General features: G+C 40.0%; 24 protein-coding genes. 18 read left to right on the forward strand and 6 right to left on the reverse strand.

Annotated features, from left to right (window positions below):
* Positions 1 to 33: 33 nt before the first annotated feature.
* Both LVD16_RS14980 and LVD16_RS14985 read right to left on the reverse strand, forming a co-directional pair.
* The gene (locus LVD16_RS14980; protein ID WP_233769080.1) at positions 34 to 717 is read right to left on the reverse strand and encodes a hypothetical protein; all 684 of its coding nucleotides are present in this window, start codon (positions 715 to 717) and stop codon (positions 34 to 36) included.
* A gap of 64 nt (positions 718 to 781) precedes the next feature.
* A complete protein-coding gene (locus tag LVD16_RS14985) occupies positions 782 to 1,153 on the reverse strand; it encodes a VOC family protein (RefSeq protein ID WP_233769081.1) in 372 nt (123 codons plus the stop codon).
* Between the two features lie 105 nt (positions 1,154 to 1,258).
* Here LVD16_RS14985 and LVD16_RS14990 point away from each other — a divergent pair, with 105 nt between their 5' ends.
* The 7 genes from LVD16_RS14990 to LVD16_RS15020 all read left to right on the forward strand — a co-directional run bounded on the left by LVD16_RS14990 (position 1,259) and on the right by LVD16_RS15020 (position 6,027).
* The gene (locus LVD16_RS14990) at positions 1,259 to 1,570 is read left to right on the forward strand and encodes an ArsR/SmtB family transcription factor (RefSeq protein ID WP_233769082.1); all 312 of its coding nucleotides are present in this window, start codon (positions 1,259 to 1,261) and stop codon (positions 1,568 to 1,570) included.
* Between the two features lie 4 nt (positions 1,571 to 1,574).
* Entirely contained in the window at positions 1,575 to 2,003 is a 429-nt protein-coding gene (locus LVD16_RS14995; protein WP_233769083.1) for an SRPBCC family protein, read from the forward strand.
* Positions 2,004 to 2,077: 74 nt separating this feature from the next.
* Positions 2,078 to 2,878, forward strand: a complete 801-nt coding sequence (locus LVD16_RS15000; RefSeq protein ID WP_233769084.1) for a carbohydrate-binding family 9-like protein — start codon at positions 2,078 to 2,080, stop codon at positions 2,876 to 2,878.
* Positions 2,879 to 2,893: 15 nt separating this feature from the next.
* Positions 2,894 to 3,100 (forward strand): hypothetical protein, encoded by a 207-nt coding sequence (locus tag LVD16_RS15005; RefSeq protein ID WP_233769085.1) that lies wholly within the window; start codon positions 2,894 to 2,896, stop codon positions 3,098 to 3,100.
* 19 nt (positions 3,101 to 3,119) lie between these two features.
* Positions 3,120 to 4,196 (forward strand): glycoside hydrolase family protein, encoded by a 1,077-nt coding sequence (locus tag LVD16_RS15010; RefSeq protein WP_233769086.1) that lies wholly within the window; start codon positions 3,120 to 3,122, stop codon positions 4,194 to 4,196.
* Positions 4,197 to 4,207: 11 nt separating this feature from the next.
* On the forward strand, positions 4,208 to 5,188 hold the full coding sequence (locus tag LVD16_RS15015) for an isoaspartyl peptidase/L-asparaginase family protein (protein ID WP_233769087.1): 981 nt from the start codon (positions 4,208 to 4,210) through the stop codon (positions 5,186 to 5,188).
* 20 nt (positions 5,189 to 5,208) lie between these two features.
* Positions 5,209 to 6,027 carry a hypothetical protein gene (locus tag LVD16_RS15020; RefSeq protein WP_233769088.1) on the forward strand — a complete coding sequence of 273 codons (819 nt, stop codon included), beginning with the start codon at positions 5,209 to 5,211 and terminating at the stop codon, positions 6,025 to 6,027.
* 272 nt (positions 6,028 to 6,299) lie between these two features.
* On the opposite strand, the gene LVD16_RS15025 is transcribed toward LVD16_RS15020, so the two are convergent.
* Positions 6,300 to 6,602: a GIY-YIG nuclease family protein gene (locus LVD16_RS15025; RefSeq protein ID WP_233769089.1), complete on the reverse strand. Its 303-nt coding sequence runs from the start codon at positions 6,600 to 6,602 to the stop codon at positions 6,300 to 6,302.
* A 331-nt stretch (positions 6,603 to 6,933) separates the two neighbouring features.
* Between LVD16_RS15025 and LVD16_RS15030 the strand changes: the two genes are divergently transcribed.
* On the forward strand, positions 6,934 to 7,311 hold the full coding sequence (locus LVD16_RS15030; RefSeq protein ID WP_233769090.1) for a tellurite resistance TerB family protein: 378 nt from the start codon (positions 6,934 to 6,936) through the stop codon (positions 7,309 to 7,311).
* 258 nt (positions 7,312 to 7,569) lie between these two features.
* Here the strand turns inward: LVD16_RS15030 and LVD16_RS15035 are convergent, their stop codons facing one another.
* Positions 7,570 to 7,872 (reverse strand): GIY-YIG nuclease family protein, encoded by a 303-nt coding sequence (locus tag LVD16_RS15035; protein ID WP_233769091.1) that lies wholly within the window; start codon positions 7,870 to 7,872, stop codon positions 7,570 to 7,572.
* Between the two features lie 318 nt (positions 7,873 to 8,190).
* Between LVD16_RS15035 and LVD16_RS15040 the strand changes: the two genes are divergently transcribed.
* The 7 genes from LVD16_RS15040 (at position 8,191) to LVD16_RS15070 (ending at position 13,787) form a co-directional block, all read left to right on the forward strand.
* Positions 8,191 to 9,366: a family 43 glycosylhydrolase gene (locus tag LVD16_RS15040; protein ID WP_233769092.1), complete on the forward strand. Its 1,176-nt coding sequence runs from the start codon at positions 8,191 to 8,193 to the stop codon at positions 9,364 to 9,366.
* Between the two features lie 47 nt (positions 9,367 to 9,413).
* Positions 9,414 to 9,959, forward strand: a complete 546-nt coding sequence (locus LVD16_RS15045; protein ID WP_233769093.1) for an STM3941 family protein — start codon at positions 9,414 to 9,416, stop codon at positions 9,957 to 9,959.
* A gap of 24 nt (positions 9,960 to 9,983) precedes the next feature.
* The gene (locus LVD16_RS15050; protein ID WP_233769094.1) at positions 9,984 to 10,544 is read left to right on the forward strand and encodes a hypothetical protein; all 561 of its coding nucleotides are present in this window, start codon (positions 9,984 to 9,986) and stop codon (positions 10,542 to 10,544) included.
* 87 nt (positions 10,545 to 10,631) lie between these two features.
* Entirely contained in the window at positions 10,632 to 11,222 is a 591-nt protein-coding gene (locus tag LVD16_RS15055; protein ID WP_233769095.1) for a WG repeat-containing protein, read from the forward strand.
* Between the two features lie 122 nt (positions 11,223 to 11,344).
* Positions 11,345 to 12,256, forward strand: a complete 912-nt coding sequence (locus tag LVD16_RS15060) for a helix-turn-helix domain-containing protein (RefSeq protein WP_233769096.1) — start codon at positions 11,345 to 11,347, stop codon at positions 12,254 to 12,256.
* 50 nt (positions 12,257 to 12,306) lie between these two features.
* Entirely contained in the window at positions 12,307 to 13,365 is a 1,059-nt protein-coding gene (gene dctP, locus LVD16_RS15065; RefSeq protein ID WP_233769097.1) for a TRAP transporter substrate-binding protein DctP, read from the forward strand.
* A gap of 98 nt (positions 13,366 to 13,463) precedes the next feature.
* Entirely contained in the window at positions 13,464 to 13,787 is a 324-nt protein-coding gene (locus LVD16_RS15070) for a TfoX/Sxy family protein (RefSeq protein ID WP_233769098.1), read from the forward strand.
* 6 nt (positions 13,788 to 13,793) lie between these two features.
* Here LVD16_RS15070 and LVD16_RS15075 read toward each other — a convergent pair whose 3' ends face one another.
* Complete coding sequence (locus tag LVD16_RS15075) at positions 13,794 to 14,165, reverse strand: winged helix-turn-helix transcriptional regulator (RefSeq protein ID WP_233769099.1); 372 nt, start codon at positions 14,163 to 14,165, stop codon at positions 13,794 to 13,796.
* 100 nt (positions 14,166 to 14,265) lie between these two features.
* Here LVD16_RS15075 and LVD16_RS15080 point away from each other — a divergent pair, with 100 nt between their 5' ends.
* The 3 genes from LVD16_RS15080 to LVD16_RS15090 all read left to right on the forward strand — a co-directional run bounded on the left by LVD16_RS15080 (position 14,266) and on the right by LVD16_RS15090 (position 16,078).
* Entirely contained in the window at positions 14,266 to 14,811 is a 546-nt protein-coding gene (locus tag LVD16_RS15080) for an NAD(P)H-dependent oxidoreductase (RefSeq protein WP_233769100.1), read from the forward strand.
* A gap of 48 nt (positions 14,812 to 14,859) precedes the next feature.
* Positions 14,860 to 15,357 (forward strand): J domain-containing protein, encoded by a 498-nt coding sequence (locus LVD16_RS15085; protein ID WP_233769101.1) that lies wholly within the window; start codon positions 14,860 to 14,862, stop codon positions 15,355 to 15,357.
* 100 nt (positions 15,358 to 15,457) lie between these two features.
* A complete protein-coding gene (locus LVD16_RS15090) occupies positions 15,458 to 16,078 on the forward strand; it encodes a hypothetical protein (RefSeq protein WP_233769102.1) in 621 nt (206 codons plus the stop codon).
* Between the two features lie 72 nt (positions 16,079 to 16,150).
* Here LVD16_RS15090 and LVD16_RS15095 read toward each other — a convergent pair whose 3' ends face one another.
* A complete protein-coding gene (locus LVD16_RS15095; protein ID WP_233769103.1) occupies positions 16,151 to 19,726 on the reverse strand; it encodes a T9SS type A sorting domain-containing protein in 3,576 nt (1,191 codons plus the stop codon).
* Between the last annotated feature and the right edge of the window lies 1 nt (position 19,727).

A 19,727-nucleotide genomic window follows, 5' to 3' on the forward strand; every position in this document is an offset into this window, starting at 1 on the left:
TTATAATATAGAAAAAATCAGCTATTGAAGCATCTATTCTGCCAGTTCTATTTTGTTAGAAAGTGAAGTGTTTCCATTTATTACGTCTATTGCTGAGCACTTTAGCATAATGGCTTTCTTTGATTTTGAAAGTTTGGCCTTATCGTTACTAAAAGTCTTTACTTCACTACCAAACCGGTAAATGCAGGTATAAAAAGCATTGTCAAAAACCTCTTTATCATCACGCTCTAATTTGCCATACTTTTCCTGAGCACTGGTGTTAAAGGTATTGGCGCGGTTAAAGGTTTTGCTGGTATTGCTGTAAGTAAAAGAGGTAGTAAAAGGTTTTACTTTAAGCTTGTTAGTTAGTTCCTGTATTACCAGGTTAACATTTTTCACATGCTTAAAATCACAGCTCAGTGAGAAAATGAAATTATCAAAATCTACTTTTTTCTGAATATTGCTGAGACCATCAGACTCTTTTAAGTAGCTAACTGCCTCAGAAAGAGCATGATTCACATCGGCTTCAGTAGGTACTTTATGACCGTTGATGCTGTCTAATAGCATAATAGAAGCCAGCTTGGTTTTGCTTTTGCTCAGATTCACAGTAAGTGTCATGGTGCCCGAACCATCATTATTTACATTAATCTCTTCAATAATGTCAAAACAAGAGGTGAGAGAAAATAACAATGCAATACAACTGAGCTTAAAAAATAGACGCTTGGTCTGGCTTCTCATTATTATGAATTTTTAAATAATAAATTACAAATCTAGAATTGGCTGTGTTAATTCAAAGCAAAAACTATTCTATATTGCTACCAATCTTAAAATCAGGGTTATATATTAAGCCTATAAGGTTTCCCCACGGATCTTTTACCGTAGCAGTCATAAGTTCTCCACCCACATTTTCCGGTGCTTCATAAGCAGTGGCACCCAGGCTGATAAGTCGGTCATATTGAGCTTGAATGTCAATAACACCCCAATAAGTGGCCACACTATTACCAGGAATCACTTCACCTTCATAAGGCATTACACCCAGCTCAAATCCACCAATGTTGAAACCTACATAGAATGGTTGATCAAAATAAGGCACTGCTTTAAACGCCTTGCAATACCATTCTTTGCCCTTGGCTATGTCTGGTACTTTATAAATTGTGGTTCTTAATCCTAACATGCCCTCAAATTATGAAATTTAATGATGTCATAGAAATTATTAGTGGTGCTAATATTGTGTAACAACATGGTTACGTATATATTTGTAATCAAACGGTTACAGATTATGAGGAGAGATGTATTTCAGGCCATTGCCGACCCTACCAGGCGGGAGATCATTCATATTTTGTCAAAGGCTCCGCTCACACCGAATGATGTGGCAGAACGATTTGATATTAGCAGGCCTGCCATTTCCAAACATATTAAAATACTGCATGAATGTGCGCTAATTTCAATAGAGCAAAGGGGCCGGCAACGCATTTGTAAGGCCCGACCGGAAAAGCTAAAGCAGGTGTCTGACTGGGTGGCCCAATACAGTGCTTTCTGGGACGAGAAGTTAAATGCCCTGGGTAGATTTTTAGATGAAAATAAAGACTAATCATATGAGCGAAACAATTGTTAAAGAGCAAACTTATAATGCTCCGGTGGAGCGGGTTTGGAAGGCGATCACAGATAAAGATCAAATGAAGCAATGGTATTTTGATCTGGCCGAATTTAGACCTGAAGTAGGTTTTGAGTTTGAATTTCTGGGTAAAGGACACAAGGGCGAGAGCTACCTGCACAAATGCAAGATCGTAGAAGTGATTCCTTTAAAGAAGTTGAAACATACCTGGACGTATGAGAACTACGAAGGTGTTTCTTATGTCACTTTTGAACTCCTTGCTGATGGCGATCAAACCACCGTTCGTCTCACTCATGAAGGTCTGGAGAGCTTCCCTCAGGATAATCCTGATTTTGCTGTTGAAAGCTTTAATGGTGGCTGGACTCAGCTCATAAGTACTTTACTTAAGGATTTTGTAGAAAAAGGCTGATAATATTTCAAATAACACAACCATTCATGTAATCCGCTGTGAATTATGTGGATGGTTCGTTTATATTAGCCCTAATGATTATTCAAAAATGCTGCGCAGTACTTTACTGCTCTTTGTGCCTGTCCTTCTGCTCTTTAGCTCAAACTGACTTACCCAGATCTTATAATGTTGTCCAGACATCTACACCCATTGATATAGATGGAAAAGCCGATGAACAATGGTCTCAGGCTACATGGTCAGAGTCTTTCATTGATATTGAAGGACAAAAAACTCCCAAGTATGACACCAGAATGAAGATGCTTTGGGATGACCAATATCTATACATTTATGCTGAAATGGAAGAGCCTCATGTCTGGGGAGATATCACCAAAAGAGATGAAATCATCTTCTTCAATAATGATTTTGAGGTGTTTATAGATCCTGATGGAGACACTCATAACTATATGGAGTTCGAAATCAATGCGTTGAATACTGGCTGGGACTTATTCCTGACCAAACCTTATCGTAACCGACCAAAAGTTATTGATAACTGGGACATCAGAGGAATAAAATCAGCGGTTGACATTAAGGGCACATTGAATAACCCAACGGATATCGATACCGGCTGGTCAGTAGAAATAGCCATGCCATGGTCAGCACTCGGTGAAGCCGGATATAACCTGAAAGCACCAGCAGGAAAGACCTGGAGAATAAACTTCTCACGGGTAAACTGGGATTATGAACTCGTTGATGGTAAATACTCAAGAAAAAAGGTAGATGGCAAATACTTACCTGAATACAATTGGGTTTGGACTCCGCAAATAGCTATAGACATGCATCGTCCTGAAATGTGGGGCTATATTTATTTCTCAAAAAGTAATGATGATACTTTTTAAAGGTCTGATGATCAGATGATTGAGTATCAATTGTATGCACTTTATCGGCAGGTTTTTGAAAAAGGTAAGCAAGCAGTGAAGGATCAAAAAATGCTTATTAAGGGTAAAGAAATCCCTTTAATATTTGAAGAACACACTTCTGGTTGGAATCTTTACGTTGTTAGTCCATTCAGCAAAAAGAAAATTATTATAAAAGAAGATGGCAAATTGATTCATCTTTAAACCATACACTTACTAAACCATGAACCTTACCTCCAAAACCTTAATAGCTTTCATCCTCTTGTTTTATGGATTGAATGCTATGGCTCAAACCGCTAAGGCAGATTTTAAATACTGGACCTGGCTTACCTACGATCAGAAAAAGAAGGATAAAGAATACAATAAGTTATTTCATCATCTAAGAGAAAATGGGATTGATGCAGTACTGATTAATACCAATGGCAATCCAGATGATCTGAAGAAAATGGCAGGCCTTGCGGGTAAGGAAGGCCTGGAGGTACATGCCTGGATCATGGCCATGAACCGCCCCGGAGATAAAGTGGCCCTGCAACATCCTGACTGGTATACAGTGAGCCGCGAGGGAAAATCGTGCTATGACACCCGTCCTTATGTTGATTATTATCAGTGGCTTTGCCCCACCAGAGAGGCCTCTCGTAACCATGTATTAGGCCTTGTAAAAGGATTAGCTGAAGTGGAGGGAGTTGCCAGTGTGCACCTGGATTACATTCGCTTTTCAGATATCTTTCTACCTATTGGTTTATTGCCTAAATATAACCTTACTCAAGACACAGAATTGCCAGAGTTTGATTTCTGCTATTGCGATGTGTGCATCTCCGAGTTTGAAGATATGCATCACAAGAATCCGCGAGAAATGGAGCATCCTGAATTAGACATAGAATGGAGGCAATTTCGTTTGAATAAAATTAAAGCAGTGGTTGATGATGCTTACAAAATAGCCCATGATCACAATAAGATATTAACAGCCGCAGTATTTCCTTATCCTGAAATGGCAGGCCGCATGGTGAGGCAGCGCTGGGATAAGTGGCAGATAGATGAGGTACTGCCCATGGTGTATCATAATTTCTATAATGAAGAAATAGACTGGATCGGCTGGGTAACACAGCAGGGTGTGAATGACCTGAAAGATACCGGCACCGGATTAAATACCGGAGTTTTCATTCCAGCTATACAGCCTGAGGAAATGGCTCAGGTCATAGACCAGGCCAAACAGAATGGTGCCAAAGGCATTGCCTTTTTTGATGCCAATGCTCTTACAGATGAGCACCTGGCCGTAATAAAATCATCAAAAAAACCTTAACCCATTATAACATGATCAAAAGAAGAGACTTTTTAGGAAAAGCAGCATTAGGAACCGTTTCATTGAGTGCATTGCCCACCATGGCTATGAAGGCAGAGAGCAAGAAGGGAGCGAAAAAGCCAGTGGTAATCTCCACCTGGAATCACGGTGTTCAGGCTAATGAAACTGCTTACCCTCTATTAGAAAAAGGAGGCACAGCTTTAGATGCCGTGGAAATGGGCGTAAGAGTAGTAGAAGCAGACCCTAAAGTGATGACCGTAGGCCTGGGAGGCTTTCCCGATCGTGAAGGCAAAGTGACTCTGGATGCTTGTATCATGGATAAGCATAGCAATTGCGGATCAGTAGCTTTTTTACAGAATATAGTGCACCCGATATCCGTAGCCAGAAAGGTTATGGAAGAAACTCCCCACATTATGCTGGTAGGAGAGGGAGCGTTGCAGTTTGCTAAGAGTCAGGGATTTAAAGAGGAAAACCTATTAACACCTGAAGCAGAGAAGGCCTATAAAAAATGGCTTGAAGAGTCTAAATACCAACCAGTGATCAATATAGAAAACCACGATACCATCAGCATGTTAGCCCTAGATAAAAATGGTGACCTGGCAGGATCCTGCACCACCAGCGGAGCCGCCTGGAAAATGCACGGCAGAGTAGGGGATTCTCCAATTATCGGAGCAGGTTTGTTCCTGGATAATGAAGTGGGCGGAGCCGCAGCCACCGGTCTGGGAGAAGCAGTAATCCGCACAGCAGGCAGCGCCATGGTAGTAGAGTTGATGCGCCAGGGAGACTCACCTTATGATGCCTGTAAAAAAGTAACAGAAAGAATTTACCAACTCTACAAGCGCAGAGATGATTTACAGTATTTGCAAGTAGGCTTCATTGCCCTAAGCAAAACAGGAGAGTATGCTGGCTACAGCCTAAGAAAAGGCTTTAACTACGCCTTCCAGGAGCCAGGAAAGAATGGCTTGTCAGATGCTGATTTTTCTATGGATTAAGCTGATAGGTAGTTCATAAAATGAAGGACTCCAAAATAATATTTTCCCTGTTTGTTGATCGTGAGTTAGAAGAACTATTGCCTGAGTTTAGTAAAATATTTGGTGTCAATGATTTTCTGATAGGGAATGAACAAAGTTTTGAATGGGTTGAATCAAAAGATGAAGGAGCTATTCGCTTGAATATTAAGCGAATGTACCAATGGAAGTCTGGCAATGATCTGGAACCAGCAATAGTGACTATAGAAAGTGTCGATTTGATAGAGGTAGATAAGATTGTTAAGGACATTCAGAAGCATCTAAACACTGAGGCAATAAACATTAAAACGGGAATTGAGAATGATAGACCTTTTGTAGTTAAAAGTTTGAGATTAGATAATAGATCTACCTTGTGGCACTTATTTATTCCATTTTTATTGTCAATTATGGGTGTTGTAATTTTGTTAAATATTCATGAGAATGAACCTATTGTTCATCAAATTATTTTAGGAGCCACTCTTTTTTTATTATTCCCTGTGATCATGCTTTGGATTAAGACAAGTAAGGTGGTTTTTGATCATGAGAAAGTAATGCGGAAATCTTTACTCGGCACCAAGGTTATATGGAATAGAGATATAAAGTCTATAGGTACTTTTGTACAAAGTAAGTATTCGGCCATTACGACTCCAGTGGGTTTTCTTAATAAAAAGGAATGGCTTGATTTTAACATGATCTACATCTGTGAATCTTCTGACCTGAACTTTAACAAATGGCGGATGGCCAAACATATCCGATTGCAGTTTAGGCCGATTGTATATGAGAGGATTTTATATTGGATTAAAGTACCATACAAAAAGGAGTAAACATCCAACTAATTGATTTTTACGGTTCTAAGCAAGAACCATCATTCCGGAATCATGTAGCGTAGCGAAATGATATCCGGAATCTTACTGTTCGGATGCAGCGGCTGATCAGCGAGATTCCGGCTCTCCACTGCGTTGCGGCCGGAATGACGCTGTGGGCTCCCCACTGCATTGCGGCTGGCATGACGGGCCTTGGCTCTCCGCTACGCTTCGGCCGGAATGACGGTTGGCAAGGGACGGGGTTGTTTTAGAATGTTTTTTATGCTCTTGGTTCACTTCATATCACCAACCTCATCATATAAATCTCTTAAGTCAGGATTGATTGTTCTTATCAAGTCGAATTTCCATTGGCGTTTCCACTTTTTGAGTTGTTTCTCTCTGGCTATGGCCGATACAATGTCTGGTAGAAATTCAAAGTAGACCAAGTCGGTGCATCTATATCTTTTGGTAAATTGTGAGCCTTCTCCATGCCTGTGCTGCCATGATCTGGCGGAGAGGTTAGATGTTACACCAATGTACAAAACGGTTCTGCTTTTATTACTCACTATATAGACATAACCACCTTTTACTCTCATTACAGAATTTAGTGAAAATAGAATTGGATTTAAAGAGAAATAGATGGTTTGCGGTTCATGTCGAGAACCGTCATTCCGGAATTATGTAGCGTAGCGAAATAATATCCGGAATCTTACTGTTCAGTCTCTGCTAGCGAGCGGTAAGATTCCGGCTCTCCACTGCGTTGCGGCCGGAATGACGCTCTTGGCTCTTCGCTGCGACTGGAACGGCGTGTTGTCGAAGAAATTTTAATCATAACCCTACCTCATTTTAATTCCTTTTATTTACCTTTTCAAATTAATTATAAGTACAGTTATGTGCTGGTGCACAATAGCATAGATAAAATAAAAAATGGCTGATAAAGAAAAACTTTACGAAACACTGGGTGAACTACTTTTTGTAATTGCCAAGGCTGACGGAATTATTCAAAATGAGGAGAGAGACTCTCTGAACGAACTTTTAAAAAACCATGCCTGGGCTTCTGAGATTAAATGGTCTTTTAACTACGAGGAGTCAAAGCAAAGCTCTGTAGAAGAAACTTATAATAAGGTGATTAACTTCTGCCACAGCTATGGACCTACTCCAGAATATAATGAATTCATTGACGCCATGAAGTTTGTAGCCGCTTCTTCACAAGGTATCGATCAGGACGAATCCGAAATTATCAATTCATTTTCCAGCGATCTTATTGAAAGATTTCAAAAGGATATGGATAAGTTGATGGGGTAATATTTTATCAGCGGTTCTATTAAAGAATCGTTATTCCGGAATTATGTAGCGCAGCGAAATAATATCCGGAATCTTACTGTTCGGGCACAGCGGCTGATCAGCAAGATTCCGGCTCTCCGCTACGCTTCGGCCGGAATGACGCTGTGGGTGTTTCACTACGTTAAAAGGTATGACCTGCAGGTTCACCACTGCGGCTGGAAGACGATTTATACAGTATATGCTTTCCTTGGTCTATAATAATCATGAGCAATAGTCATATCACTTCATATCCCCAACCTCATTATATAAATCTCTTAAGTCAGTGTTGATTGTTCTTATCAAGTCGAATTTCCATTGACGTTTCCATTTTTTGAGTTGTTTTTCTCTGGCTATGGCCGATACAATGTCTGGTAGAAATTCAAAGTAGACCAAGTCGGTGCATTTGTATCTTTTGGTAAATTGTGAGCCTTCTACATGCTTATGCTGCCATGACCTAGAGGCGAGGTTGGATGTTACACCAATGTACAGAACGGTTCTGCTTTTATTACTCACTATATAGACATAACCACCTTTTACTTTCATTACAGAATTTAGTGAAAATAGAATTGGATTTAAAGAGAAATGGATGGTTTGCAGTTCATGTCAAGAACCGTCATTCCGGAATCATGTAGCGCAGCGAAATGATATCCGGAATCTTACAGTTCGGATGCAGAGGCTGATCAGCAAGATTCCGGCTCTCCGCTACGCGTCGGCCGGAATGACGCTGTGAGCTCTCCACTGCGCCGGAATGACGTTCTGGGCTCTTCACGGCACAGCGTCCCATTTGAAAAATGACAGGCTAGACCAATCATTAGCAATTATCATATAAAACGTTTAATTTACGTTTATAATTATCAGCTCATGTACTACGACTCCCAACGAAATATATCTGTTTTTATAATGCTGTTATTTCTCAGTTTTTCATCAATATCCTTTGCTCAAGATAGAGTAGAGCCAGCTATGTCGGCTAAGGAGATTAGGAAGGGGTTGAAATCTCATGATAAGGCCCTGTTTATTAAGGAGCATTGGATTCGTGATCCTTATATTGTGCTGGGGCCTGATGATTATTACTATCTTACAGGCACCACACCAGCACCCAACGACCCCAGTGAGCAATCAGATCCCTATAACATTGGTCTGGGTAAGGAGTCGATCGTGGGGAATACAGTACGGCTTTGGCGCAGTAAGGATTTGATTGATTGGGAATATCTGGGCACACCTTTTACTTTAGACGATGCTTACAGAAAACAGAAAGGCCTTGGATCATCAGAAGCCGATTGGGGTGCGGCAGATAAGGATGTTTTGTGGGCTCCTGAGATTCATTGGGTGGGAGATAGGTGGGCTTTAACCCATTGTCCGCAGGGCTTCAGCAGTCTGGCTTTTTCTGCTGGTAAGGAGGTGGCAGGTCCATGGAGCCACCCTATGGGAGAGGCCTTTGATGGAAAACATGATCCTTCACTCTTTCAGGATGATGATGGCACCTGGTATGCGCTCTGGAAAAACACTTTTATAGCCCGTCTGAAAAGTGATTTCTCTGGCTTTGACTCTGAGCCTGTTTATATTCCACCGGCAGGTAACAGGTCTGATCCTAATGATGCTAACAAAACGATCAATCGAATAGGTCATGAGGGAGCAACGATGCGTAAAATCGGAGGTAAATATGTTTCTTTTGGCACCGCCTGGTCTACAGATAAGGGGCGAAAGGGTTCTTACAATCTATATTATTGTGTAGCGGATAACGTATTTGGACCTTATGGTCCGAGGAAATTTGTGGGCAGATTTTTAGGGCATGGTACACCCTTTCAAACCCGTGATGGCAAATGGTGGTGCACGGCATTTTTCAATGCCAATATCCCTCCGTTGTCTAGGGAAGGTATTGAAAATCAGGATCTTTCAGAAAATGCGCAAACCATAAACCAACGTGGAACTACTATAGTACCGTTGGAGGTGAAAGTTTTGGATAACGGAGAGATCTATATCAGAGCAATTGATCCTGCCTATGCGATGCCTGGTCCGGATGAAAATCAAAAGTTTTGATAACCAACAGTTTGTAGATTTTGAGATAAAGGGCTTTATTAGTCGTTATGAACGACGTCATCGAAATACATAGTAGTAAAGGCAAACTTTCTGCTCTGTTGGTAGGAAGTTTACTTTTCGTAATTATAAGTGTTCTCATGTTGGTTAATGCCAGCAGCTTTAAATCGCCAATATTTCAGAATGAAGTGCTGATCTTGGTAGTTGGGATTCTAGGACTAGTTTTCTTTGGTTTCTGTACTATTTTCATTGTAAAAGCCATATTTAGTCAAAAGATAATGCTTACTGTCAGTGAGTCCGGTATTGAAGATCGGTCTAGCGGGGTGAGCATAGGTTTAATAGAATGGCAGGACATTGTGGGCATTGAAACCCGTCAGATCTATTCTCAGAAGTTCGTGGTACTCTTGACGAGCCAGCCAGACAAATATTTGGACAAAGCGAATAGTGCCATGAAGCGGAAAGCAATGCAGGCCAATGCAAGGCTATGTGGATCTCCACTAGCTATCAGTTCCAACTCTTTAAAAATCAATCATGCCGATTTAGAAACTATGCTGCATCAAAAGTGGGAGAATTATCGAATAGGGTTAGATAGATAAAACTGTCTTCAAATCTCAATTATAATGTGCCATTTTATCACAGCCATAATTTCCTCCAATTCTGACCTTACTTTGTTGAATCGTATTGGTGATCAATTTGATATCGCTTTTGATTATATTAATAATGACCACATCAAAAATCAAATTGATACTAACTATAGCTATCTACAGAAATTAACTGCATGCTGTGAATGCGGCACCTCTCTGGGAGCTCAGGATCATATTATGTCAGCTGAAAGAGAGCAAATCAAGGATATAAACAGACTTAAAAGGAAAGGGTGGTCCCAAAACAAGATTGAAAGTTGGCTGACCAATAAACAGAGAAGTTCGGTGAATCAGCAAAGGAGTTTTGATCACCAATCAATTAACTACCAAGAGGATGCTGTGAAATGGTTGGGTTTCTTATCTCTGTTAATGAAATCATCAGAGATAGGCTATTTTGGACTTTTATTTCACTGGTACTCTGGTAGCGTAGATTCGGAAGACTTTCAGATTATAGAATATGAGAGATTAAAAGAACATCAGTTGAATGAAGATTTTATTTTTCACATGAAAGAGGATATTGTTTATGAAGTGTTGTTTTAATGATTCTGAGTCGCAATAATTGAATTATTTGAAGAGTTTCATTTTAGGGCCGAAATTGGCAAAACATGATATTTAATTACTAAACCGATGTCACCCAAACACTACCTCATTCCCATACTATTATTTGCCGCTTGTAAAAGTGCACCTGAAAACAAGGCCGAAGAAAAAGGACAATACTCAGAGACCTCATCTACTATCCAGAAAGGTGATACTCTATTTGCAGTAAGCCGCACGGAGTTTCTCGAATACGGCGAGAATATAGCTTTCATTAACCAAGAGGGCGATACGATTATTCCATTTGGTAGTTATGCCTATTTTGGCACTGACACGCTGGTTTATTATGCTAATGTCTTGGAACATCCTAACGACAGCACCTTTGGAAAGCCTGTTGGCATTAATGCGGAAGGACAGGTGCTCTTTGATCTCTATCTATTTGATAATGGCCCTGATTATTTCAGTGAAGGCCTCGTTAGGGTACAGCAGAATGGCAAAATAGGCTATGCCAATCAACTGGGGGAGATTGTTATTCCCTGTAAATATGCCTATGCAGGTCCATTTGAAGGCGGTCAGGCATCTGTGACCTACGAGGGGCAGGAGTATAAAGATGGTGATGATCATACCAGAGTAGAAAGTGACTCCTGGTTTAAGATTGATAAAACGGGCAAGAAAGTGGAGTAGTTTACAATTTCGACTACAACAAAGCCAGATTCGGTCACAAAAGGTGCAAAAGCATTGTTTAAATTTGTTCTTGTAGAAGTAGGAGTAAGTGATATTACTTTCCTGCATTAATGTTGTAGAAGATGAGCCCTGAAATTCTGAGAGTAAAAACGGTATCCCAATATCATAAAATTAAAGGTCTGACCAGCCCGGATCATCCCTTAATTAGTGTCATTGATTTTGCAGATATTCGAAATCCAGAACAAGCGCAAAACACTACCTATATCTTTGATTTATATGCTGTTGCGCTGAAGCGAGGATTTAAGGGTAAGATGAAATACGGACAGCAGGAATATGATTTCGATGAGGGAGTTTTATCTTTTATCGCACCTGGACAGGTCTTTGCCTTTGATGTTAATCTTAATACAAATTTATCCGGATTTCTCATTCTATTTCACCCTGATTTCATCTGGAATACACCTCTGGCCAGAACCATTAAGAACTTCGAATTCTTTAATTATTCGGTAAATGAAGCGCTATTTCTTTCCGATAAGGAAGAGAATACCTTGAAGCATATTGCGAATACCATAAAGTCCGAATACAGTGCAAACATTGATGATTTCAGTCAGCAGCTAATCATCTCTCAGTTAGAATCTTTTCTGGTGTATTCAGATCGGTACTACCATAGACAATTTCTGACCAGGAAAAGGAGTAGTCATGCCATTTTAGATAGGATGGAAGAGGTTTTGAATGATTATCTCAATGGTCATCAGGTGATGGAGAATGGTATTCTTACGGTCACGTTTCTATCTGATCAGCTGCACGTTTCTGCCAGCTATTTGAGTAGGTTGCTAAAGACCATTACCGGTAAGTCTACCCAACAACATATTCACGATAAGCTCATTGAGGTGGCTAAAGTAAAGCTATCCACCACAGATATGTCCATCGGTGAGATAGCTGTGGAACTTGGTTTTGAACATTCACAATCTTTCAGCAAACTTTTTAAGTCTAAAACTAGCTACTCGCCATTGGAATTCAGGCAGTCCTTCAACTAATCTTTTTTATTTTAATTATTTAATAATCAGCTATTTATAAATTATTTATTATGAATATCATACGCAATTTATGTATGAATGGGATAACTATGTCCTTTTCTAAAGCATCACTAATCATCCTCTTTATCATGACGTTACCATTTTCCCTGGCAGCACAAAAGACCTTGGTTTACTCCGATCATCAGCCGTTGGAGGGTATGAGGACTAAGTTCTTAAATGAAGTGTTTTTTCCAGCCATAGAGCGTGAGTCGGGAGGTCGATTAAAAATAGAAGCTCACTGGGACGGAGAGCTGGCTATTGCCTATAAGGCACTTGGTGCGGTAAGCGATGGCAGCGTAGATATCTCAACTGTAGTGCCTGAATACACCGCGAAGGAACTGCCTCTGCATCAAATCTTTAAAAGCTTTCCTGTGGGCCCATCAGGAGCTGATCAGGTGGCGATGTTTAGGAAAATATATGAGGAAGTGCCTCAGTTTACCGAAGAGTTCAATCAGAATAATATTGTGCCGATTTTCCTGGGTACAGGTTATCCGGTTGGCTTCTTCAGCAGAGAACCGATGGAGAACCTTGATCAGCTTGCTGGAAATAAATGGCGCTCAGCGAGTTTCTGGCATCTTGCTTTTCTTGAAAATCTAGGGGCTGTGCCGGTAAGAATGCATTGGGGCAATGAAATTTACGAGGCTTTAAAAAATAAAGAGCTGGATGGTATTATGGTGAACGTAGACAGCGGATATGATTTGAAGGTGTATGAGCATGCGCCCTATATTCTGGCATCAAAGGATCTGTGGTTGGGGCATCTGTATCCTGTAGCCATCAATAAGAATACTTGGGAGGCGCTCGATAAGCAGGATCAGGAAGCTATTCAAAGAGCTGCAGTTTACGCTTATAAGTCACTAGGTAAGGTGATGGATAAGAGCTTCAAAGCGCAAATGAAGACGTTGAAGCAGGAGGGGGCTACCGTGCGGTATCTAACCAAGAAGGAAGTTGAAGCATTTAAAGTAAAAACGAAGTACATGCAGGAGCAAGACCGCTGGGCGAAAGAGCAGCAAGAAGCCGTACCTAATGTCATTGAAGTAATGCAGGCGGTGAGAAAGATTATTGGTGAATAAAATTATGTAGACTTTCCAGTATAAGAACTCGGGAAGTCTACATCATCACTTTTGCGAGTATTAATAATTTACTACTTTGGGTCTAAAATCCCATAATTATGGCTTACGATGAAAAACTTGCCCAGCGCGTGCGTCATTACCTTCGTGAAAATGACATTCAGCCACAAGAGAAGAAAATGTTTGGCGGGCTGGCTTTTATGATCAGTGATAAAATGTGCGTGAATGTGAGTAAGAACAATCTTATGTGTCGCTTTGATCCTGTTCAGACTCAGGAACTGGCGGTTAAAAAAGGTTTTTCTCCTATGATCATGAAAGGCCGTGAATACAAAGGCTATTGCTATGTGGAGCCTGAAGGATTTGCCTCCGATGGTGATTTTAAATTTTGGGTTGATTTGTGTTTGGAGTATAATAAGACATTATAAACATTACTATTGTTCAACAAACTCACCCTTTTGCTCTACCACATGATTGCCCCATTGGGTGATGGCGGTTAGCACCGGAATGAAAGATTTACCAAATTCTGTAAGGCTATAAACCACTTTCACCGGAGGTTTCTTGCCATATACTTTTCTTGAGATTAGTCCATCTTTCTCTAACTGTTTCAATTGAAGACTGAGCGTCATTTCTGTTACTGAAAATAGCTCCTTCCTTAGCTCACTGAATCTTTTGGGCGAATCCTGAAGGTGGTAGAGAATCACTGTTTTCCATTTTCCTCCTACCAGATCCATCGCCAGACTAACGGTGCAAGGATATATCCTCTCACCCAATTTCACATAATTTGTTAAGCATTCATCCTTCATAAGCAGCTTTTTGCACCTATCAGAGTTGATAGTTATTGCTTTCCTAATGTACTAAAAATAGTTTTGTAACTATCATTTTTATAGTACTAAAATTCTACTTATGACTTTAATCATTTTAGGCCATCCGAATTATGAAAATTCTCTGGCCAATAAAACAATTATCGATGAATTACAGGCTAGTGATTTATCCGTAGAAGTAAGAAATATTTCTCAGCTTTACCCTCATTATCAGATTGATACAGTTGAAGAGCAGGCTGCATTGTTAAGACATCAGAACATTGTATTTCAATACCCGCTCTACTGGTATAACATGCCGGCCATACTAAAGCAATGGTTCGATCAGGTGCTGGAATACGGATTTGCCTATGGCTCTGCAGGGGATAAATTGAAAGGTAAAAACTTCATTCCCAGCTTCACAGTCGGGGCACCAGAGGCAGAGTACCAGACCCTGGGTGAGCACCATTTCAGGGTTTATGAATTTTGTAAGAACCTGGAGCAGACCGCTTATTATACCGGGATGAACTATGTAGAACCATTTTATTTCTATGGTACTTCTTTGAATGCGGGGTATACTGAATTGGAGGTGAGGAGTAAGGCGAAAAACCAAGCTCAGGAATTGATTCTAAAGTTGAGGCAGTTTGAGTGAATCTAGGTTTGCACGGTAAGTTTAAAATCTCTTTTTTAGGACTTTAATATGAAGGATTATTATAGAATATTAGAGATAGATTCAAACGCTTCTGTTGATGAAATAAAAAGGCAATTTAGGATGAAGGCATTGCAACTGCATCCAGATCAATCTAAAGCGGATACCAAGGATGCATTCATAGAATTATATGAGGCATTCGCCATTCTGAGAGCGGATAAGTCCAGAGAAGAATATGATACAGAAAATACCTCTAATAGATCTGAATCTCAAGCTTTTCGGGAAGAAATAGCATTGATAAGACAGGATGCCGAAAGATACTCTCGTAATTTCAAGGAATTCAATAAAAAAGTGATTCTATGGATTATACTGGCATCAATTCTTGACAGGAATTTATTTGCCTGTGTATTATTGGTGTTTTTTGGGATTTGGACTAGTATAAGAGGTGTGATGGATTTCAATATTGTTTATTTAATCATCGGCCCTGTTATGTTATTCTTTGGTTTATGGTTAGGCCGGAATAGGATTTGGTCTGAATTTAAGGTTTGATTATGGAATTAGCGGCTAACTATAAAGCTGGATACATTTTAACTATCTATTTAAAGGTCCGAAATACATTTTGAGAACAGATATATGTGCAGATTGAGTGATGAGGAGATTTAATTATTTAGCTTGTCTATGTATAGTCCTTTTTTTGCTAAGCTGCTCCATTAAGAAGAGAGAGCAGCAAGAAGAGGATCATCATTTGGTTCTGGATAGTGTGGTTTTACATGAAAAACCGACTACTGAAGCCCCTGACAGTATTTATTCATTCATAAAGCGCTTTATAGATCTTGATAGTATTGAAGCTCCTAATTCTGGCAAATTGATGATCGCTGGAGTGTTAGTTCCTGATTTACATGACTATGATATCCTGACAAAAAAGGAATTTTTTGTTGATAGACCTAATCTAGAAATATTCCACAAATTCAGTAGAGACCTGATCAATAATAAATCAAAATGTGGAAATTACTTTTTGAAAACAGATAAGTTACAGGGAGTAGGGTTAGTAGCAGCTGATTATCTGCCATTTATCCGTAATTCAACCATGTGGAATGGTCCGTCCTACTATCAAATTAATACGCCTTTATTTAACACCGATGCGAGCTTGGCCGTGGTTCATGTAACTTTGCATTGTGATGGATTATGTGGCGGAGAAGAATATGTGTTTTTAAGAAAGGATGAAGGGAAATGGGGGAAATTGGGAGAGATAGTAACTGTCTATGATTAGTTGGTTCTCTATTTAAAGCCCAAGAAATTAAAAAGACGTTCCACTGAGGAACGTCTTTTCTGTATTTTAAAACTATTTTCTAATTATTCTTCGGCTATTGGAAGTGCCATCTGGCAGTTCTATTTTTAAAATATAAATACCTGATTTCAAGGAGGATATATTAATGCGCCCTTCCAAATGAAATCCGCTAAAGACCTGGTCTTTACTTTCTATGAGCTTTTTGCCCCATATATCATATAAGGAAATTAGCACCTCGCCTTCAAGATCTGTATCGAGCTTAAAGTTAACTACTGAAGCCGATGGATTAGGATAAATAAGTAGTCCATTGTTATCGATAGCCTGATTGGTTAATTGACCTGCATCTTCCATAATTCTTGCTGAACTATTATTGGGATTTAAACCACTGCAGTAACTGTTCATAGCACTATATTGAGAACCACTCTGCTGACTAAAATCAGTATAATAAATGTTATACTCATCTCCGAAAATCGGATGATCACTGAAATTGTAGGTAGATAGAACTTCATCTGTTTCTGCTAATTCCGTGACTTTTTCTACTAATTGATAGGAGGGAGCATTACTGGTTTCATAGGCAAACACTGATTCACCCCCATAAATCATATTGGAATTTGCAAAGGACCTACTTAGGTTTCTGGCTATTAATGAACTCATAGTCAGCGATGTTACTCTATATGAAACATTAATCCATTTTGAAAGTTGGTCAGCTATTTCTTCGTCAGTGATGTTGCCATCTAGGCCTCCTATATTAGCTTCTATAGTTTTCCAGTCTATAAGATCTGAAATATCATGTTCAGCAATAAGACCTTCAGCGCCATTTACACCGATCAGTGTGGTGTAGCCCCTATCTGAGGTATACACACCGGTACTCTGATAATTAGCGGAATCAATATAAGTTTCTACGCTCAAGTTTATCGATAGAATGTCTTCTATTTTTCCTCGTGCTGAGTTATTATGGACAAAATATGGCTTTTCTTTAATGCGTAGATAAGCCTTGTGTTCATCACCATTACTAACTATTGCTATCCCAAATTTTGGCTGATTAAGTAGGTTATAGTTACCTAGAGGTTTATCATACAGTGGTGTGGCTCCGAGGGTACCATTGTTATACCATTCGCAACCAGGCCCTGTACAAGGATTTTTGCCGCCAGGAGTCACAATAATACCATCACCATCTCTGAGCATTTGTGTTTGTATGGTCAAGGTGCCTTTTAGGGCAAGATCACCAAAAATCACATGTGGGCGTGGTGGTGGTGCAGTCAGGTTTATATCCTGATCATCATACTTGGTTCTGTCTTTTATGTCATCATAATATAGCTTTTGAGCACTAGCAATTTTCAAGGTGCCTTTGCCTTCAACTATGGCGCTGGCACCCTGACCTATTTGAGCTATTCCTTGAGCTACTATGGCCCCACCTACCGCGGCATCTTTGCCCCAGTCTGCATAAAAGGTTGTAGGTACCATAGTTGCCACACCCTCAGCTATGGTAGCGGAGCCTTCAGCAATCATAAACCTACCACCTTTTATTTGTGCATTTCCTTGTTGTTTGGTGCCTTCCCATTCTAGTTTAGCGGCTTCTTTTTCCCAATCTTGAACGTCACTTCCTACCAATATTCCATTAATATCGTCAGAGTAGTCCCTCATGTCATATTGATCATACTGGTTGAATACTGTGGTGCCAAGGCTATTCTCCAAGCCACTATAGTCATTATCCATCACGCCCATTAGATAGTCTTCTCTATGATCTGCCCACTGATCATATTCCTCTGTGCCGGCAGGCAGACTTCCTCCTGAAAGTTTGCCAATAATAGAGAGGTCACCTCTGGTTTCTTTATAAATAGATAAGCTGAAATTAGATTCAAAAAAACAAACACACGGGTCAAACTCTGTATGGAAATCAGCAAAATACCATTGCCTGCCTGATGAGCTATAAAATGTAATGGGCTGGCTAAAAGCACTTGTTACTACTTTGTCTAGTGAAGCAAATTGTGCCATTCCACCCCACATTTTGGGTTTATAGCCCTCACTGTTGTTAGTACTTAGGCTCAAAATGAGCTGGTTGGCTTCTCCTTCATTTTTGGTGTACGCCATTACTCTTATAATTCCCGCCACACGGTCATATAGCATCACATAGGGGAGTAGCGGTGCTTGGGGCCGCACGGTACCATTGGCATTATACCCCAAATCAGCCTTTATTAGCTCCCAGCCTTCCTGATTAGAAAAGTCCTCGCCGCCCATATATTGACCATTTGAGCTATTATATCGGGCAGATATACTATTATAAAAGGTGCCGCTCTGGTAGAAAGGGCTAAATACTTCGTCTGTTTGCACACCATTATCCTGATACCTGATTGGCCATTTGGTCTGGGTCCAATCGAAGGTGTTAACTATTTCACCTTCAGGTGCGTGAGGGAAAAAGGCGTCAGATGAACGATAGTTACTGCCATCATCAGATCCAAAATCATCTCTCATGTTCACCAGTCCGTTTTTTAATGTGTAGGATAGCTGTACAGCACCACTGCTCAGACTGGTCAGCATTCTTGCATATTGTGATATGGATTGGTTCATATAGAACTCCGAAGGATCATTGAGTGCTAGTTTATATGTACTTTCTCCTTGTGTGGCCACTAAAAATTTTTGACCTTCAAAACCAAAAGTGATAGGTTCATTCACTAGAAAATCAGTTTGAATTTCATCGCCAAAAATTACCTCTCCTGATCTGGGTAGCTCTTGTCCTCCGGCACCAAATACCAGCGAAATGTTTCCATCTTTTATTCGCAATCCCACTTTTGGTCTTGCGTTTTTAAATACTTCACTTTTGAAATCATGCCGTGTATAATCTACAAAGCCTATGGTTCCCTCAGTGCCTGGTTCTATGGTTATTTTAAAATCATTAGTGCCAAAGTCACCTACAAAAAATAGTGATGACACAAAGTTGTTTTGTTTACCATTTGCCTGCTGCGTAATGCGTGTGAAAAGATTCACGGTGTCTTCTAGAATAGTACCGTGGTTTACATTATCCAGAGGTTCAGCTTTCTCAAAAGAGATGGGGAAATATAGTTCGAATGGAAAATCTGCTTCCCTTATCTTAAAACTGTGCTCACCATTTTCAGATAGCTTCAATATATTGCAATGACAGTCATTATCAATGTCAGGATTTGTAAGACTGGTGATGTATCCTTGAGCTATAATGCCATTTTGCTTATCTTCTTCAGTAGATGAGGGGCCTTGTGAGCTCATTCTTAACAGGAGCTTATTGTTCAAAGTATCCAGCTCATTTTGAAAGTAAGAAGATCCATCACGGTTTATAATTAGGCTATGACCCCTTTGCGTGGTGCTGAATAGATGGAAGTATCCATTAAACCTATTTTCAACTATCCAGAAATAGAAGCTTTCATCACTTGGGTCCAGTGTATCTAGTGTTGCTTCACCATTGGCAGCATGTTTTAGGTATAATCCGTTTTCCCTGTTTTCTTGGATCCGATAAACTCCTGAGAGGTAGGAACCCAATGGCAGGTTTCTAAAATCTGGTTCTTTAAAATTCAAAGCACTGCTTTGCGCGTTTGCATCAGTGGCAAACCATACACAAGCGCATGCAAAGAATAGATAGTAATATATTCTTGTAAGCATA

Origin of the sequence: Fulvivirga ligni, from assembly GCF_021389935.1 — a bacterium.
Taxonomy (GTDB): domain Bacteria; phylum Bacteroidota; class Bacteroidia; order Cytophagales; family Cyclobacteriaceae; genus Fulvivirga; species Fulvivirga ligni.